Below are 19,239 nucleotides of genomic sequence, written 5' to 3' on the forward strand. Positions count from 1 at the left end.
CTACTACTCTAAAGACAAAAATCGAACTTCACATTGTGAAAAAATATATTTGTTAAATCTTAATTCTTCCTAATGCGTAAACATGCGGGATTAATCCGTAGGTCATTAAACAAGCCATAAGATAACCTGTCAAACTGCAAGTTCAAGACTCTAATTCCCATCTCTATTATTCGATGGTCTATTCAGGTAAACTAATTGTAATTAAAGTACCATTTTCTGTAGACAAAGAATAACTACCATACTCATTAATTTCAAGTAGTAATTCTCCGCCTCCCTCATATCTATAGTACCCCTCGAGTGTATGGGTTCGTATCAATACCCCCCAATGTTCTTTTGGGTAGTCATACCCTGGAATTTTCTTTGCTGCCAGATCAATAAAATTAACAACGCCCATACCAAAAACACTTAATATCCCATTTCCTAAATTTTTGATGCTTATGGAGGTCCCAGGTTTAATGAGGTTAACTTTATTAGACGCTGTCGCTCTAAAAGTGCTTTCGTACAAATAATTATTTTTAATTCTAAGATTATACATATTATTAATTTATATAATAAAATAGCGAACTCTATTTACATTTTTGCTGGCAATCCCGTTCTTTCATTAATATTTATTTCTACACACTGAAATTAATACCAAATTTTATATTTCCCATACGTAGTAACACGTATGATTATAAATATTTTTTGAGAAAAGCTGTAATTGGATCATCCGGAAGGAATTCTATGTTTGTTCTTCAATTAACGTTTGCATAGTAAAAAAATATTTTATTTAATTAGGATTCCTTACTATATTTACTGATATTAATTAACCAAAACTTTTTTACTATGCCTAAAACAACTTTCTATCACGCCGGATGTCCTGTTTGCGTAGATGCTGAACAAGAAATCCTCTCCCTACTGGATCCTAAAAACGTAGAAGTCGTACATTTGGGAGAATCCAAAAACAGGATAGATGAAGCACAAAATGCTGGTGTACAATCGGTACCTGCATTACTAACACCCAATGGAAATGTTCTTCATATTAATTTTGGGGCCTTTTTGAAAGATATTAGAGGATAAACCCCTAAAACTTTGCGCTATATAGTTAGGATTACTAATTTTGTAGCGCAAATTTTTATCTAAATATGACAGTTACATCTTTTGACCCCGAAAAACAAATCATAAGCCCTGAAAGTAAAATAGTTGTTGCACTCGAACGAATATCCGAAGCTTTCCGGGTCCTACTTTGGAATGAAAGCAAACAAAACGCATTGAGTCCCATTCAAATCCAGATTTTACTATTCCTTCAGTTTCATCCCCGGGAATTAAGTAAAATTAGCTACCTCGCTACAGAGTTTAATATGACAAAAGCAACTATCAGTGATTCAGTTAGGGTTTTAGTGGAGAAAGAATTGATTGAAAAAGTAAAAGATGAGAATGATTCTAGAAGTTTTAATCTATTTGTCACAACGAAAGGACAAAAAATTGTCAACCAGGTAGCAGGTTTTTCAAACGTAATGGAACAACCAATTTCTAAATTATCTCAGCAACAGAAAGAAGTACTCTTACTTTCCTTAATAGAATTAATAACCAAACTCGATCAACAAGGAATCATTACAGTACAAAGAATGTGCAATTCCTGTAGGTTTTATAAAAAAACAGACACCGGACATTTCTGTAATTTTCTACAACAACCTCTTCAATCCCAAGAACTTAGAATTGATTGTCCGGAACATGTGAGTCATAATTAATTGTATTGTAATTCAAGCCAAAATATCATGAACTACTTTCCCGGCAACATCTGTCAATCTGAACTCACGTCCCTGGAATTCATACGTTAACCTCTCATGGTCAAATCCCAACTGATATAGAATAGTAGCATGTAAATCGTGTACATGAACACGATCCTTCACGCCGTAATACCCGATCTCATCCGTTTCACCATAACTCACTCCATTCTTCACTCCGGCTCCGGCCATCCACATAGTAAAAGCCTCCAAATGGTGGTCCCTACCATCGAACCCCACACCTGTCCTGGCTTCCATCATAGGTGTTCGGCCAAATTCTCCACCCCACACCAACAATGTCTCATCCAACAAACCTCTCTGTTTTAAATCCTTTATCAATGCCGCCATAGGTTTGTCAATTGCTTTACAAGAATTTCTCATACCTTCCCCTACACCATTGCCTTCCCCCACTCCATGGGTATCCCACCGGTTATCATATAATTGTATAAATCGGGTTCCTTTTTCAATTAACCTACGAGCTAATAGACAATTATTGGCAAACGAAGTCTCACCAGGTTCTGTTCCGTACATTTCGTGAATATATTCGGGTTCATCTTCAATGCTCATAACTTCGGGAACTTCAGATTGCATTCGAAAAGCAAGTTCATACTGGGAAATCCGAGACAATATTTCCGGATCACCAACTTGCTCATATTCTTTTTGATTGATCTCATTTATAATATCAATAGACCTCTTCCGCAGATGGCTATCCACGTCGTCGGGATTGGATAAAAATAATACGGGTTCACCTTTAGAGCGACACTGGACTCCCTGGTAAACTGTGGGTAAAAAACCACTTCCCCAGGCACTTTTCCCGGCACTTATGGCCCCTCCGCCTGAGGTAAGAACAACAAATCCCGGTAAATTATCATTTTCCGACCCCAAGCCATATACAACCCAAGATCCTAAGCTAGGTCTTCCCAAACGTGGACTCCCTGTCTGCATAAACAATTGCGCCGGTGCATGATTAAATTCATCTGTATGCATGGCCTTCAAAAAAGCTACTTCATCAACTACTTTGGAAAACTCAGGTAAATAATCCGAGACATAAGTCCCGGACTCACCGTAGCGACCAAATGCAGACCTGGGACCCAATAATTTTGGAGTTCCTGTCAAAAAGGCAAAATTTTTACCCTTCATTAGTGATTCCGGTGTATCATGACCATCTAGCTTCTGTAATTCAGGTTTGAAATCAAATAACTCCAAATGGGAAGGACCACCCGCCATATGCATAAAAATTACATTCTTGGCTTTAGGAACAAAATGTGGTAATCCCCTAATCGCCCTTTCAATTGGATCTCCAGTCACCTCACCTGTTGGGGATTTGTATTGACACCCTAATAATGAACCCAAGGCTATAGCACCAAGACCCGAGGTACATTTTTTGAGAAATTGCCGCCTACTATTATACTGCGCCTTGCGATATAAAGCTTCATTAACGATATTCATTATTGACATTTTTTAACTACGCGTAACAAATTCATCCAAATTAAACATGGCATTACATACTAACTTCAGTGCCATATACTCATTCTCTTTCAAATGAAAAACCTTCACTCTTTCCATTTTATTTCTTTGGTAATACTCAAGCGCTTCACGGTATAATACAATTAAAGCATCTATCTTTTCTTTTTCGGGTGGAATGGCCGTAACTAATTGCAAGACTTTTCTTATTCCCAGCTCTATATCATCAGGATACTCATTTTGTATTCTTGAAGCCAGGGCACCTGCAGCTTCTACAAATACTGAATCATTTAACAGCACCAACGCCTGCAAGGGAGTATTGGTTCTTATTCTTCTGGATGTACAAACTTCCCTGGAAGGACTGTCAAAAGCAACCATTGACGGATAGGAATTCGTCCTTTTCCAATAGGTATAGACCCCTCTTCTATATCTGTTATCCCCCTCACTTTCCGTCCAGAAATCTCCTCCAAAACTTCGAATACTTTCTGGTTGGTATGGCATTACACTGGGTCCATACATTTCCGTATTGAGAAGTCCACTTATAGCCAATGCCTGATCCCGAATCACTTCCGCTGGCAATCGGGTTCTGGCACCTCTGGACAAATACTTATTATACGGATCCTTTTCCAATCTTTCCTCCGTCACACTGGTACTCTGCCGATAGGCTGAAGACATTACAATTTTTTTGACCAAAGCCTTTATACTCCAATCATATTCGTCCCTAAACTGAATTGCCAACCAATCCAATAATTCCCGATGAGTGGGTTCTATTCCCTGAGATCCAAAATCACCCAATGATTCAATTATACCAAATCCAAAAATTTGCTCCCATATGCGGTTCACAAACACCCGCGCTGTCAGGGGATTTTGATCACTCACCATCCATCGAGCAAAACTTAGCCTGTTGATGGTATCTGAATCAATTTCACCCAAAGAATGGGGAATTCCAGGTTGTACTTTATCTCCTGGTTTTCTCCAGTCTCCTCTTTGAAAAACATGGGAAGCCCTTCGGGCTTGAGGTGGTAATTCACGCAAAATAGGCGTTTGCTGCGGCTCAATTTCCTGCAGAACATTAATTTTTTCAATAACATCACTTTTCTTCTGATTATAAAGAGGATTTTGCTCATTATAAAATACCCAATCCAATCGCAATAAATCCTGGGCAAAATGCTTGTCCTTCCTGAAGTAATAATATACATCATAAATGCCACTTACCGACTCAATTTCTGCTCTTTTATCCTCCCATTTCAGAGGACGATTACCGGGAAAACCTTCATCAGTTACATTTAACACGACTTCCCCTATTTTTCTTCCTAGTGGCTCATCCAACCGAACTTCTATAATACCACCATACAGAGATGCATAACCAAAAGAAATTGATTCTACATCGGTCAGGTCTACATCTTCAAACATTATCCATGAACTATCCTGTACCTGCCAAATAGATTTTTGATCGTGACCCACCAATTCAATAAATGTACTTTTATCCTGAAATTCTTCAGCTTCTACTTTCCGGTATCCAATTTGAGACAAATAATCTTGCTTTTTATCATAAACAGACTTTCCGGAATTACTTCTTTCAATATCGTCAAAATTAACTTCAAGCCATGTCAAAATTTCGCCTACCTGGGTCGAATCCATTTTATCGTATGTAAAAATCTTCGGCTGTTCATTATAAAGGTCTTTATCTTCAGTATTATTGAAAATAGCCATTGAAGTAAAAAATTCTTCGTGTTTGATAGGGTCATAAGGATGGCTGTGACATTGGACACATTCCATTGTCACTCCCTGCCAAACCTCATATGTAGTGCCTACTCTTTCCAAAACTGCAGCTACACGGAATTCCTCATCGTTAGTCCCTCCCTCATCATTGGCCATGGAATTTCTGTGAAATGCAGTCGCTATATACTGTGACTCTGATGGATTCGGTAAAAGGTCACCCGCGAGTTGTTCAACAGTGAATTGATCAAAAGGCATATCATCATTAAATGCTTTAATTACCCAATCCCTGTATTTCCATATTTCCCTGTGCAGATCTTTTTCATATCCCTTGGAATCAGCATACCTGGCTAAATCAAGCCACATGGGAGCCCAATGTTCTCCAAAATGGGAGGATTGAAGAAGCTTATCGACAATATCTTCATATGCAGTTGAATCTGTATTGGTCACAAAATTATTATAATCATCCAGGTTGGGCGGTAAACCCGTAATATCCAGAAATAACCTTCTGAGTAAGGCCTCCTTACTAGCCGTAGATGACGGCTTTAAGTTTAACTCATCCAATTTTTGAAATACAAAATAATCGATCTCATTAATACATGAATCTTTAAATTTAGTATCTGGTATTTGTATAGAAGTGTCCGGTGGTATAAATGACCAGTGCTTCTCCCAGTTCGCTCCCTGGTCAATCCAATCTGATATTAATTCAATTTCTTCCGTATTGAGCGGCTCTTGTTCGAGTGGCATTCTCTTTTCCGGATCAGGGTGAGTCAACCGGCGAACCATCTCACTCTTCCTGCTTTTCCCGGGAATAATTGCAGGCTTTCCTGATCTTGTCGCCGCTTTTGCTTCTTCTTCAAAAAGAAGACTAAATCCACCTGCTTGTTTTACCCCACCGTGACAAGAAATACATTTATCATTTATAATTGGCCTTATATCCCGATTATAACTTATTGGTTCACCAACAGGCATTTGACTTATAATCACTACTACAACCAATAATACGATCGAAAAACAGACTAAAATCCATTTTATTCCGTATCTCATATTAATCGAAGATAATATTTTACATTCTCTAGATCCTAATTTATCCTTATAAAAAATCACCCTCTCGTAAAAACACCAAGTAATATATCAAATAAAAGACCCACCCGAAATGATTGAGATATTATTCAATTAAAATAATTATTCTCATATAAAACTCATACCAGAATTTACAACATAATAAATCACATCAACATGTAATATATTCTGCATGTAAAAAATAGTGCGTACCCACAACCATGAGTCAATAAAAAAATTGTCACCCGTGAAATACGCTATGTAGAGACTTTGGTAATGTCTATTAAATTTAATTTGCCACTAATCGACTCAGTACTTAATTATTTAGGTAATTTATCGAATCTTACCAGCCCCTATCCTAGTTTGTTAAATCCCTAAACGCTGCTAGGTATTAAACCTACACCTCATCCGGGACAACATAAGGTTCCCTGTAATTTCTGGTGAGCATTTTATCGGCATCAGGATCATTTACGAATCGCTCGGAAGAAGGATCAAATGTAAGAACACGACCTAATTTATAAGCAATATTTCCCAAATGTGCGAGCCCGGAAGACAAATGTGCTGTCTCAACAGGGCCGTGTAGTAGGGTCTTGTCATGGGCCCGAACCGCTTCAATAAAGTTCAGATAATGATCACCACCTTCTTTTCCGGATTTACCGGGTTCCCTTTCTCTTCCCAGGTAGGTTTCATAGGTTTCATATCCTTTAATCACCATGTATCCCTTATCACCATAAAAGATATTCCCAACACCTGCTCCATCTTCGAGATTGGTACACCAATTCCGAACTTCAAACTGAATCATTTTTTTCTCTTCAGGGTAGTGGTAAATCGAAGTTTGCACCTCCGGAACTTCTTTGGCATCATCCCACAAAAACTTTCCACCCATCGAAGTTATTTTAGTAGGAAGCCCCACGTCCAATCCCCACATGCATAAATCCGTTTCATGGATCCCTTGATTCCCGACATCACCATTGCCATAATCCCAGTGCCAATGCCAATTATAGTGAACCAGGTTTCTTGTAAAAGGCTGCATGGGAGCCGGTCCCGTCCAAAGGTCATAATCCAGTCCCTCAGGAACAGGTTCAAATCCTTTATCGCCAATACTAGGTCTCCATCTAAATACTAACCCCCTTGCCATATATACATCTCCAATATAACCATCTCTCAATAACTGAACAGCTTCACGAATGGCTTTTGAACTTCTGAGCTGTACTCCATGCTGAACAATTCTATCATATTTGGCAGCTGCTTCTACCATTTTCCGTCCTTCCCAGATATTATGAGAACCCGGCTTCTCTACATATACATCCTTACCGGCCTGACAAGCCCAAATAGTAGCTAGTGCGTGCCAGTGATTACAGGTAGCAATGGACACCACATCGATATCAGGATCATCATTTACCTCTCGTAAATCCTGCACTGTAGCTACCTTTTGATCGTACGTTTTTTCAAAATCCTGCGCCCTTTCTCTACATATTACCATATCCGGATCACAAAGAGTGGTTACCTGGACGTTATCCAAATTCATAAATCCTTTTATATGACTCTTCCCTCTTCCATTAACCCCTAAAACGGCTACATTAACTCTGTCATTGGCACCAAATGCACGGGCCGGAACAATATTAGGTATAGTTATGGCAGCACCCGCAACTACTGAATTCTTAATAAACTTCCTTCGGTCGATAGTATTTTTCATCGGTAAAAATTTGTAGACATAATACGTAAAATTCAAATGTCACCTAATCTACAATATAATAATTCAAAGAATAAACAAAACACAAACATATTCATTAAAAGAAAGTATACTATCAAAATAAGTCAATAAAATACTAATTTATACTTAAATCCATCAGGTATTATAATGGTGTGCAAACACTAAGTTGCTAAGGTATAAGTTGCAGATATTTTTGTAAAAATTAAGACGACGATAAAAAAAGATAGCCCGTCTCGATTTTTATCTCATACTCGCGGGATAAATTTAGCGATTGATGTGCTAGTGCTTTAACGCATCTTCAGGAATGATTCCATAGTCTGTCATATCACCGTATTTCCATTCAATTGTAAAATCAATATCCTCCCTTTTTTCCGATTTTAGATACAGGGTAAAAGGATGAAACCCCCTATCCAACATAATTTTTCCTTTCTTCTCAGTGGTCATATTTGATTTATAGTCTCCATCTATGACAAGCGCCTGATGAATTCTGAATAACACTTGATTTTCCGTAGTTATTTTGAAATGATACAATGTCGGTTCCTCAATCTTGACATATCCGGAAATAAAGACCGTATTACCTTTAGCTCTCGAAAAAGCTTCAAAAGTCCCTAATGCGCTACCTTTGATCAAGTCTTTATTTTCAATTTTTGGAATCCAGGAACTACTTGCGTTGTAATAATTAATCCGGACTCCGTCTTTTAATTTCTCCTCATTCACTTGAATAGAAGGAACAGGAATATCATCGTATGGCCGTTTTGCAGACTCATTCTTTATTCTCATTCTCAAAATAGCGTCTTTCATCTTACCTTGCAAATCATCAAATTCCTGCTGGTCTGCTAAATTATCCACCTCTTTTGGATCTGTAACTACATTATAAATTTCGAAATCGTCATCGTGCGATCCGATATTATACCTCACGCCACTGTAATCTCCTAATCGTATCAACTGCATTTGTCCTCTCTTTCTTCCTTCATGACTATCTTCGAAAATATCGTATTCCGGAGTTTTCCCTCCATTAAAATATTCTACATATACAGTATGGTCATCTGATATACTTCCTCCACTCAATAATGGAAGCAGCGAAATTCCATCTGATCGCGCGGGTACTTCCATCCCCGCTAAATCACTAAATGTAGCCAACCAATCTGACATCATGACCGGGGCAGAGATCTGCTGGCCTCCAGTCACTGTTCCGGGCATTCTGGCTATTGCAGGCACCCTAACTCCACCTTCCCAACAATCCCTTTTAATTCCGTCAAAAGGACCGAAGCTTTGAAAAAATTCCGGAGTGTAATCCACATATTCTTCTTTCGGAAGGTACGACTCTCTGGAAGGACCATTGTCAGAGGTGAATACGACCATTGTATTTTCGTCTATATTGAGATCTTTAAGCATCTGTAAAAGGTCTCCGATAGAATTATCTATACGACGGTTGACCGTGGCAAAACGCTTGTAGGTATCTGGCCATGGAACCATGGGAGTAGTAGTATCCTTATCATGGTCATACATAGCTTCTTTATAATCCGGATGCACCCAGGAATCTACTTTTCCTGAGGCTGTATTAATCATTCTACCGGGCTCACCGGTCCATTGCAATCCGCCATTTTCCCCCATCCCATCGGGATATGCTTGTGTAGGTAGTTCAAGTACAGCATGCGGGGTATCATAAGCGAGAAACATAAAAAAAGGATGGTCAGGACTACTTGACTTTTGGTCTGTGATCCATTTTTTAGCAAAAGCTGTCCACAGGTCACCAGTATAGCACTTAGCCAGGTCTTCTGTAATATTTTCGCGATTATGATATACTTCTTTTTGTCCCCTGTAAATTCCTTCTAACGGATAATGTTCGTGCCCATCCCCGTGACGCATATACCCAAAAAATTCGTCAAAACCACGATTAAGGGGATGTGCAGGCCATTCATCACCATTTTCATTCCACCGGTTATCTCCCTGTAGCCCCCATTTACCAATCGCAACCGTTTCATATCCCGCGGATTTAAGAACATTCGCTACCGTATAATTATCTTCCAATGCTTTGTCAAATTGATTATCACGCACATTGGAATGTCCCTGATGTACACCGAGTAGGAATGAAGATCGTGAAGGGGCACACACCGGTGCATTGCAATAGTGGTCAGTCAGCATAGCTCCGTCTCTTGCCATAGCATCCAAATGGGGTGTTAACTGCCAGGGCTCACTGTCATTGGCATTTTCAGCTCTTATATTCTGAAAAAAAGTACCGAGATCTCCCCACCCCAGGTCATCGGTCAGGATAAAAATGATATTGGGAGAGGAAGGTTCCTGAGAAATAAGAGAAACATGAAATAGCAACACACCAAATAAACAAGCAAACAAATACCTCATAGCCACAATATAAAAACAAATTTTCAACAAATAGTTATTGAAAAACGATCCAATACCTTTCAACCAATAAAAGATGATTTTATTGATAATACAGGTAATTTATCATTACTAAATGGCGATTGCCTTTCCTCTTTCCCTCTTTGTGATCAATATTATTTTTGAATAAATCAGAAAAGATTTCAAACTTAATTATTAAGACTTTTTAAACCTTAAATCTCAATAAATTTGCACTTCTATGTATTTTCAACTTAGACACCCATTTGTAAATTAATTGATGATGCGTTAAATCATTTAAATCCTTCCATAATGAGTAACTTATTAAAGAATTACCAATCCCCATAAGTTCAATTTCTTCATTATAATTGGATCGGATCAATAACAATACAGGGCCTTTATGCAATCTTAATTTTGTTAAAATGAATTGATTAAATTTCCACTCCCAGCAAATGGCAACGATGGGATCTTTTTCTGATATTTGATTAATTGTTTCTACATTCTCCTTGACAGAATTTATAAGTCCATGTTTATTATCTTTCCTTTTACAGGAATGAGAGATTATATCCACTTCACACTTCAGTAATAAATTTCGCCATTTTTTTTCAACCATTATCTGACTCTTCCAAAATTTTTCATTTTTGTCATTTAAGATATGACTGTAACCTAATAAGTGAATTTTATTATTCAATGTCTATACCTTTTAGCAATGGATCATTCAGTTTTCTCATTTGCCTTATAATTTTTTCTCTCAATACTCTTTTTTGATTTTCAATTACAGCTTCTTGCACTTTATAAAGATTATGCCTTTCTTCGGGATCTTCTTCTAAATGATAAAGTTCGTTGCGCAAACTATCTTTAAAATCAATTACTAATTTCCACTCGGGAGTACGATAAGCTCGCATATAGGCCGTACTATAATTAATCATACTATATTCAGCATAAAAGCTATTGTCCCAATCGCTTATCTTTTCTCCTTTCAAGAGCGGTAAGATATTTTTCCCACGAACTACTTTTTCCTTTGGAAGAGGCGTATCAGTAATAGCTAATAAAGTTGGATACCAATCTAAATTAGAAGTAGTTTCTTCAATTTTTAGTCCTGCGGAAATAACATTGGGCCATTTTACAATAGCTGGCACTCGCAAAGCATGGTCGTAAAGGTTAGGACGAGAATTTTTAGCAAGATTTTCTGTTGCCGCTCTCGGTGTATTTGTAATCCAATAGCCATTCCCCTTGTGTTCAATTCCATTATGCCCCATCATATATCCGTGATCCGAAGTAAAAATAACTAAGGTATTCTCTTCGAGACCTAGACTTTTTAATCGCCCTAATATTCGCCCAACATTTCGATCAATACCCGAAACACTGGCTAAATACTCCTTCATTTTCCGCTTTGTTTTCTCAATATTTAAATCTGGAAAATCTGGATTTGGAATTTTTGGGTCTAAGGTTTCATATGGTGCCCAATCTTCATCGGCAACTGGCAAAAATTTACTATGAGGAGCTCGATAATTTAAACAAAGTAAAAATGGTTGTTCTTTATTATTTTCAATAAAAGCAAGGCCATGGTCCGTCAAGATATCTGTGGTTAAGCCTTTTATTGTATCGATGACTCCATCCTTTTCTAAGACGGGATTAATTGGACTCTCCCCTCCTCCCGTCAAACCCATAAAATAATCAAATCCCTGATTGGTAGGGTGATATTGTTTGTCCGAGGATTGCGTCCAGTCTCCTAGATGGTACTTTCCTACCAAACCGGTAGTATAACCATTGCGCTGAATTAATTCAACAAAAGTTGTATTAGTTGAATCTAATCCTACTTCTTTTTCGGGATTATATAATCGATGTCTAGGATGGGGAATAAAATCTAAAATATTAAATTCTGACGCATATTGACTAGTCATTATACTGGCCCGCGAAGGACTACATACTGGCGTGGTAACAAAAGAATTGACCATATGGGCTCCCTCGGTTATTAACTGATCAATATTCGGTGTATATGCTTGCGGATTACCCAAAGCATTAATGGTCCAAGACGCCTGATCGTCGGTATAAATAAATACAATATTAGGTTTCGGTTTATCGATTCTATTATCAACACAACCAAAAGCAGCAACTAGGATACCTAACAATAAATATCGGATCATTGAAAGCAAATTTATTCTCTAAAATTTTTAATTCGGTGAAATGTCAAAAAATTAGCATCGTGGTTATTATGAGCTCCTCCTAACCCGTCGTCATAAGCTGTTCGCGATAAATAGATAATATCCCTCCCTTCAAATTGCCAGTCTATATACTGAAACCCATGATATTTCATCTCGTCATGTTGCAACAAAATATCATTCAACTCCCAATTAATTAAATCTTTAGAAGACATCAAAGCTTGAGTGTTTCGAATCTTTGCAGGATTCATGGTGGGATTGTGCTCTTTTATTTCATCGGATATATAGTTTGTAATCATCCAGTATTTCTCAGATTCTTTATCATAGCGAATTGTAAATTTTTTCGCTCCCCCTGGAAAAGGCTTAAATCCGGATTCCGGGTCAAAACTAGCGTTTTTACCATCTGCTGAAATCTTGACGAACGCTGCTTTTTCTTCAATTGTCGATTTATCATCTACTCTTAAAATATTCCATAATTGTCCCTTTGCATCTACAACGGCATTTCCTTCTATCCAGGCATTAAAATTCCCGTCTAGATAGGAAGAATCTCTGTATAAAATATTACTAAAAGTCCAATTATCAGCATCAAGTAAATCTTCGTCTTCTGGAATTGACATCATAAAAGTACCATACCGTTTACCCCACTGCTTGGGAGTCCCCATAGCGCTTTCCATGGCCCTCCACAAACGCCCATTATGAATCAAAATAGGGCCAGGTGCACAGTGATATTCACCAACCAAAAGCAATCCATTTTTTTTATCTGTAGGCTTTGTCCATGTTTTACCCCCGTTTGTTGATTTACGCAGCAGGGTATTCCCATGGTGTTTATGAGTTCCCAAAAAATATAAATCCCCTCGATGAACAAAGAGTTTTGACCAGAATGCATCTTGAAATTCTGCAACCCGTTTCCAAGTTTTTCCTTTATTTTTAGAAACAAAAATTCTCGATGTCGCACTTTCATGTTCATTGGATTCAGGACCAAAAAAGTCATGAGATGCCACATAATGTCCATTAGGGAGGACGGCAATACTTGGGGACCCGATATATTTACCGGAAGATTGTGGGCTGTGGGTGACCACAATTCCGGGCACTAGAGTTGGATCATATTCTTGAGTAAAAGAATATTGAATCAAGCAAAAACTCAATAGGAATAGGGCTAGTTTTTGAAGCATGTCATATTGTATTTATAATTTTTAATATAATTTTAATCGTTTGTGTTCCATTTTCCTACACCAATCTTCCAGCATTACTTTTAATCTATTATAAACCCTTGGGTGTTCACTTGAAACGTCGTGCTCTTCACTGGGATCTTGAGAAATATCGTACAATTTAGGTTCTAATTCAGATTCTCCTCGGGGTAAACCTCTAGTAACAAAGGGGCGAACTAACTTCCAATTATCTATTCTTAAAGCTGCATTATGACTATACATTGGCACACCGCGGTTCCATTGCCAGCATCGATAATTAGGTGCAGAATATACGCCATTTTCTTGTAATAATGGGGCAAAGCTGACACCATCCAAAGTACCTATACGCTCTGATTTCAATTGGCATAGCTCCATCAAAGTAGGAACTACATCTACAAAATGTACGACCTCACTCACCTTTTTTTGCTGCCATTGGTCTTTCCAATTAAAAATAAACGGTATCCGGATACCACCTTCATTCACTGCGTATTTTTCGCCTGTAAGATTGAGATTAAATCGCTGGCCGGGTATCGGATCTGGTCCATTATCACTTGCGAAAATCACAATAGTATTTTCTAATAAATTTAATTCTTCCAGTTTATCCATTAGTTGACCAATTCCTCGATCCATAATTTCTACCATTGCATAAATAGTGGCAGTATTTTGATCTAATCCTTTAGCTACATAGGCATCTATTAAATCTTGTGGCGCACTAAGCGGTCGGTGAGGTGTATAGTGTGCTAATTTCAGTAAAAAGGGCTGATTTTGGTTTTCTTCTATAAATTGTACAGCATATTTTGTTAACACTTCCGTCAAATAAGGACCGTCAAAACTTTGATATTTTCTATTGATATCCAGTTGGTATTTAAAATACGTATCAATATCAAATCCTAAAAAGCCTTTAAATTCATGAAACCCGCGATCCATTGGATGATAACCATTACCAAATCCTAAATGCCATTTTCCAATAAGTCCAGTATAGTAACCGTTTTCCTGAAACACATCCCCCAATGTATGAAATCGTGGGTCTAAGTGAGTGTATTGGGGATAATCTTCCATGTTCAAACTAACAACCCCAGTTGAATGCGGGTATTTACCGGTGAGCAATGCAGCTCTTGCAGGGGCGCATACAGCAGATGCCGAATATGCTTGGTCAAACCACACCCCTCTTTCAATTAATTGATCTATGTGAGGAGTATTGGTATATTCTGGGTTAAAATGAGATAAATCCCCTAAACACAAATCATCGGCTAAAATAAAGATCACATTAGGGCGATTTTGACTCCACAGTACATTTAATCCTAACAAAAAGAAGAGAAGTCCGAAGTGTTTTTTCATAGTATGCGTATTTATTGGGTTAAAAATTCACTATGGGGCAAGGCCATTCTAGCCCCGACATCATTGAGATAATCGAACAACGCAGATTTTAATTCTCTAGCCTTTTCAGGTTTCTCTTCTATCAGATTATTTTGCTCCGATGGATCTAAATTTAAATCGTACAATTCTGCTTTTTCTGACTCATAAAAGTACAGTAACTTATCATCTCCGATTCGAATAGCTGATTGAGGACGAGTTTGACTTGTAACCCCATCTTCAATTCCAATTGTAGGTATTGCTTGTTTGTATTTTCGACCTTCGGGATGATAATATGGAAAATGCCATACCATAGGAATGGATCGTTTCCATACATTTTCATTAATTTTCTCCGGATTTAAAATAAAAGGAAGAATGCTTTCACCGTCATTTACGGACTCCCTTTGTTGTTGATTAGTCGCTACCGCAGTCAATGTAGACATTATATCGGTTTGAATTATTGGAGTATTATTCTCTAATCCCGATTGGACTTTTCCTGGCCAAGAAACAATAAAGGGCACTCGAATGCCCCCTTCGTATAAATTCCATTTACTCCCTCTATAGGGGCGATTATAAGCAAAATGAGGGTGACCTCCATTATCAGAAGTAAACAAGATTATAGTCTCTTCTTCAATACCCGCCAATTCTATTGCCGATAGTACTTGACCTACATAGTGATCCATCATTTCAACGAAAGCAGCATACTTTATTTTTTCCTCTTTAACTTCCGCACCCATTATTCTTCGATACTTATCAAATAATTGTTGCATTCGACCATCCAAGGGAGTATGAACATAATAATGACTGAGATAAAGGAAAAAAGGTTTACTTCTATCTTTTTTTATGAATTGAATCGCTGATGTAGTTAATTCATCAATGGGGTATCCGGATTGTATAGTATCCTTTTTTTCTCCGGCATCAAATCCGTAGGGATGAGATCCAAAAGTTTCTATGGCAGTAGAAAAACCTTGTTGTTGTGGGCCGTGTGTTAAACTCCAACCTTTGTATCGAAGGTGATGGGATGCTACGTGCCATTTGCCAATTATACCGGTTTCATAACCATATTGATTCATTTTTTCAGCTAAGGTTACTTCCTCCAAGGGAAGGTTTAAAGTATATCGAGGTGGAACTAAAGAAAAATCTTTAAATCGTTCCTTCCATTTCAGATTAGTCATTTCATCCTCGTCTTTTTGAAATTTGGTTACAAATTCAAAACCTAATCTAGCTGGTGATTTTCCAGTAAGTAAAGCGGCTCTAGATGGGGAGCATAAAGGAGCAGATGCATATGCTTGGGTGAATTTTATTCCCCGACTGGCCAATCGATCAATATTGGGTGTCTGAAAAAAGTCATTTCCATATTCCTTACCATAACAACCTAAGTCACTGTAACCCAAATCGTCAATATAAATCAATAATATATTTGGTGGCTTTTTGGAATTCGGTTCTTCAGAATTGGACTGACATGCTGATAAAATAGTTATCAGAGCCAAGAACAACAATTGATTTCCAATTTGGATATATTTCATTATTTACATTCTATAATTTGAAGAAGTTTATTTTGCAATTTCATTTTAATGGCCTGATCCTTCTCGGACTGGGCAATATTCACCACTTCAAATGGATCTGATTGTAAGTCATAAAATTCTTCTTCCAAAATTTCTCCTGAAAATCTATCTCGCCAAAAAGTATATCGGTGAGTATTCGATCGAATTGAAGATCCAATCGATTTAAATGTAGCCTCTCCGCCTATAGGTCGAGCAATTTCAGTAACTGCATAGGTATTTCCTTTAACTTCTGAATCTTGTAAATATGGGACTAAGGACTTTCCTTGTAAATTTACTCGCAATTTAGGAGCCGGTAAATTACATAAATCGGTCAATGTTGGAAATAGATCGATGAGTTCAACCACTTGAAAGGACGGTTCTCCAGGATTTTTCACTTCTGGTGAGGCTATAATTAAAGGCACTCTCGTTCCAATTTCAAAATTCGTCCATTTTCCAAATTGTCCGTGTTCCCCGGCATGATATCCATGATCCGAAACAAAAACAACATGGGTCTTTTCTGAAAGTTGCAACTTTTCTAATTGATCTAACACTTTCCCTATTTGAGCATCTAAATAACTAATGGCAGCGCAATATCCATGGCGAAGCTCGGCTTTTTGTTTTATAGGAACTAATTGATGACGATTTACATCACTGTAACTCCTTGCCTCATCGGAATCGACATACGCAATTTCAGGAACGTCAACAACAGGTTCTGTATACTTCAATTTAGGAAGTTGATTTCGATCGTAGAGATCCCAGTATTTTTTAGGGGCATTAAAGGGCAAATGCGGCTTCCAGAACCCAATGGCCATAAAAAAAGGAACTTCAGACCACGCTGTCAATTTTTGCACTGCTGCTTGAGCGATTCGGCCATCAACGTATGCTTCGTCGACCACATCAACGCATTGCACTGCAGGGCCTTTGGGAATATCGATATGCATTTGATAAGGTCGATTAGGAATATACCAATCTGAAGAATGGGTTCCCCAATGATACATTTCTTCTTCCGTCCATGAAATAGGATCTCCTTGAATGGCTTGCCCCCAATTGTGGAATATCTTACCAATTCCCGCTGTAAAGTATCCCTGTTCCTTAAAATGCTGAGGAATGGTTTTCAGTCTTTTATTGACACCGCGAAAATGAGGATCATTAGTGTAAATATGGGTTTCATTGGGTCTTCTTCCCGTCATAAAAGAAGTTCGGGAAGGATTACATAATGGAGCCTGACAGTAGGCTCTTTCAAAGCTTCTGCCAGATTCCATTAATTTTCTCAAATGAGGTATATGAAGATCCTTATTATCCATTTGTTGCACTAAGGATGAAAGATCGTCCACAATAATCATCAAAACATTATACTTGACCGTGTCCTTTCCTTTGAGTTGAGTAGAACATAAAAACAGGCATAAGGTTATGACTTTTGTAATATTCATTAATAACCGTCATTTTGCTCTAATGCCTGGTTCGCATCCAAGGCAAATTGAGGAATAGGAAATACAACATGATGAGGCTTAGCAGGAAGTCCTCTATCAATTGCTTGTTGGATAAATTTTCCATGGCGAATCAAATCATCTCTACGTTTGTCTTCCCACCAAAACTCCCAGCCACGCTCGGCTAAAATATGATCATTTAAGACCTCCTTACTTCCAAAGTCAGACAATTGAATTTCAGCTACTCCGGCTCTATTTCTGACATTATTTATAAGGTTGATTGATTCTTGATTCGGTCCATTTATTTCATTCAATGCCTCTGCCCGCGCTAATAAAATATCGGCATATCGAATTACTGGAATATCGTTTCCATAAGCCGGCCCCTCAAAGTCATCCGCAGGCCAATACTTAAATGGTCGAGGATGGTCATTAGGTGGCAAAAGATTAATTAACTCCCCATCGGAATTAACATACTCTGTAATAATGAGTGAAGTTCGCTGATCGTTTTCAGCAAAAGAATACCAGAAATCATCTCGGATATACAACATAGTCGCAAAATTTCGACAACCATCACAAAAAGTCAACCCTGTTTCTGGATGACTAGCAAAACTTTGTGGCCAAGCAAAATTCATAATACTTATATTTGCTGTTCGCCCCAGATCTGCTTTGGAAGTTCTTGCCCACAAAATTTCATTGTTTTGCTCGTTTTTTACTTGGAACAAACCAAAATAATCAGGATATAAAGAATAATAATTCATATCCATGACCTCCTGGGCTTTATCTGCACATTTTTGCCATTGCTTAGTATTCAAATAAAACTTAACCAAATGACCTAAAGCTGCACCCTTATGGGCTCTTCCCCAACTTGATTCCTGCCCAGGTTCCGGCAGGTTTGGTAGAACTGCTAACAATTCTGATTCGATAAAAGACATTAACTCTTCCCTGGAAGCTTTTGGCAATTCCAATTCTTGGGCATTTGAAATTCGCAACGGTACGGTTCCAAATCGCATCATTAATTTATAATAACTAATGGCTCGAATAAAACGAGCTTCTGCAGAAATTAACTGTTTTGATTCTTCTGTTATATTGGCTTCATCAATATTTTCCAATAAAATGTGCACATTCCGAATCGCTTGATATGGTCTATTCCAAAATGTACCATACATACTGCTACCAACACCATCGAGTACAAAATCTCTAAAATTCGTAGCCCAATTGGCAACAGCACCCAATTCGGGATATCCTACGTCAGTCATACTTTCGGTAGCTGTAATGCCCTGAGCAGAATTGTTCCCATTCATTTCTGCATAATCGGCATAGGCACTAAACAATACCGATTCTACACCTTGAAGGGAATTAAATAAATTATCGGGTGCTGTTTCAGAATACACTTCGGGCTCTAAATACGATTCACAGCTCGAAAAAATAAGCACCGATAAAATCACTATATTTTTTAATATAATTGTCTGATATTTCATTGTCA

At 37.9% G+C, this 19,239-nt stretch carries 14 protein-coding genes; 2 read left to right on the forward strand and 12 right to left on the reverse strand.

Translation table 11 applies throughout. The features are described 5' to 3' along the window. Positions 1-178 precede the first annotated feature (178 nt). A complete protein-coding gene (locus LVD47_RS03995) occupies positions 179-535 on the reverse strand; it encodes a hypothetical protein (protein ID WP_236974255.1) in 357 nt (118 codons plus the stop codon). Positions 536-825: 290 nt separating this feature from the next. Between LVD47_RS03995 and LVD47_RS04000 the strand changes: the two genes are divergently transcribed. Then, the gene (locus tag LVD47_RS04000) at positions 826-1,059 is read left to right on the forward strand and encodes a thioredoxin family protein (protein WP_236974256.1); all 234 of its coding nucleotides are present in this window, start codon (positions 826-828) and stop codon (positions 1,057-1,059) included. A gap of 65 nt (positions 1,060-1,124) precedes the next feature. Further along, positions 1,125-1,730 carry a MarR family winged helix-turn-helix transcriptional regulator gene (locus LVD47_RS04005; RefSeq protein ID WP_236974257.1) on the forward strand — a complete coding sequence of 202 codons (606 nt, stop codon included), beginning with the start codon at positions 1,125-1,127 and terminating at the stop codon, positions 1,728-1,730. Positions 1,731-1,742: 12 nt separating this feature from the next. Here the strand turns inward: LVD47_RS04005 and LVD47_RS04010 are convergent, their stop codons facing one another. From LVD47_RS04010 to LVD47_RS04060, 11 genes are all read right to left on the reverse strand, one after another. Further along, the gene (locus LVD47_RS04010) at positions 1,743-3,215 is read right to left on the reverse strand and encodes a DUF1501 domain-containing protein (protein WP_236974258.1); all 1,473 of its coding nucleotides are present in this window, start codon (positions 3,213-3,215) and stop codon (positions 1,743-1,745) included. A 12-nt stretch (positions 3,216-3,227) separates the two neighbouring features. Beyond that, positions 3,228-5,996 (reverse strand): DUF1553 domain-containing protein, encoded by a 2,769-nt coding sequence (locus tag LVD47_RS04015; RefSeq protein ID WP_236974259.1) that lies wholly within the window; start codon positions 5,994-5,996, stop codon positions 3,228-3,230. Between the two features lie 412 nt (positions 5,997-6,408). Continuing rightward, positions 6,409-7,707: a Gfo/Idh/MocA family protein gene (locus LVD47_RS04020; protein ID WP_236974260.1), complete on the reverse strand. Its 1,299-nt coding sequence runs from the start codon at positions 7,705-7,707 to the stop codon at positions 6,409-6,411. 297 nt (positions 7,708-8,004) lie between these two features. After that, positions 8,005-10,089, reverse strand: coding sequence for a sulfatase-like hydrolase/transferase (locus tag LVD47_RS04025; RefSeq protein WP_236974261.1), 2,085 nt, complete (start codon positions 10,087-10,089; stop codon positions 8,005-8,007). Between the two features lie 202 nt (positions 10,090-10,291). Further along, positions 10,292-10,774: a hypothetical protein gene (locus LVD47_RS04030; RefSeq protein ID WP_236974262.1), complete on the reverse strand. Its 483-nt coding sequence runs from the start codon at positions 10,772-10,774 to the stop codon at positions 10,292-10,294. Continuing rightward, positions 10,767-12,230, reverse strand: coding sequence for a sulfatase family protein (locus tag LVD47_RS04035; protein WP_236974263.1), 1,464 nt, complete (start codon positions 12,228-12,230; stop codon positions 10,767-10,769). The genes LVD47_RS04030 and LVD47_RS04035 overlap by 8 nt, the downstream gene beginning before the upstream one ends. 11 nt (positions 12,231-12,241) lie before the next feature. Next, on the reverse strand, positions 12,242-13,417 hold the full coding sequence (locus tag LVD47_RS04040) for a sialidase family protein (RefSeq protein WP_236974264.1): 1,176 nt from the start codon (positions 13,415-13,417) through the stop codon (positions 12,242-12,244). A gap of 21 nt (positions 13,418-13,438) precedes the next feature. Continuing rightward, complete coding sequence (locus tag LVD47_RS04045; protein WP_236974265.1) at positions 13,439-14,770, reverse strand: sulfatase-like hydrolase/transferase; 1,332 nt, start codon at positions 14,768-14,770, stop codon at positions 13,439-13,441. Positions 14,771-14,781: 11 nt separating this feature from the next. Next, complete coding sequence (locus tag LVD47_RS04050) at positions 14,782-16,311, reverse strand: sulfatase (RefSeq protein WP_236974266.1); 1,530 nt, start codon at positions 16,309-16,311, stop codon at positions 14,782-14,784. Continuing rightward, positions 16,311-17,759 carry a sulfatase gene (locus LVD47_RS04055; RefSeq protein WP_236974267.1) on the reverse strand — a complete coding sequence of 483 codons (1,449 nt, stop codon included), beginning with the start codon at positions 17,757-17,759 and terminating at the stop codon, positions 16,311-16,313. The genes LVD47_RS04050 and LVD47_RS04055 overlap by 1 nt, the downstream gene beginning before the upstream one ends. Continuing rightward, positions 17,759-19,234 carry a RagB/SusD family nutrient uptake outer membrane protein gene (locus LVD47_RS04060; RefSeq protein WP_236974268.1) on the reverse strand — a complete coding sequence of 492 codons (1,476 nt, stop codon included), beginning with the start codon at positions 19,232-19,234 and terminating at the stop codon, positions 17,759-17,761. Before LVD47_RS04060 ends, LVD47_RS04055 begins: the two co-directional genes overlap by 1 nt. Positions 19,235-19,239: the final 5 nt, after the last annotated feature.

This window comes from Membranihabitans maritimus, assembly GCF_021729145.1.
GTDB lineage: Bacteria > Bacteroidota > Bacteroidia > Chitinophagales > Saprospiraceae > Membranihabitans > Membranihabitans maritimus.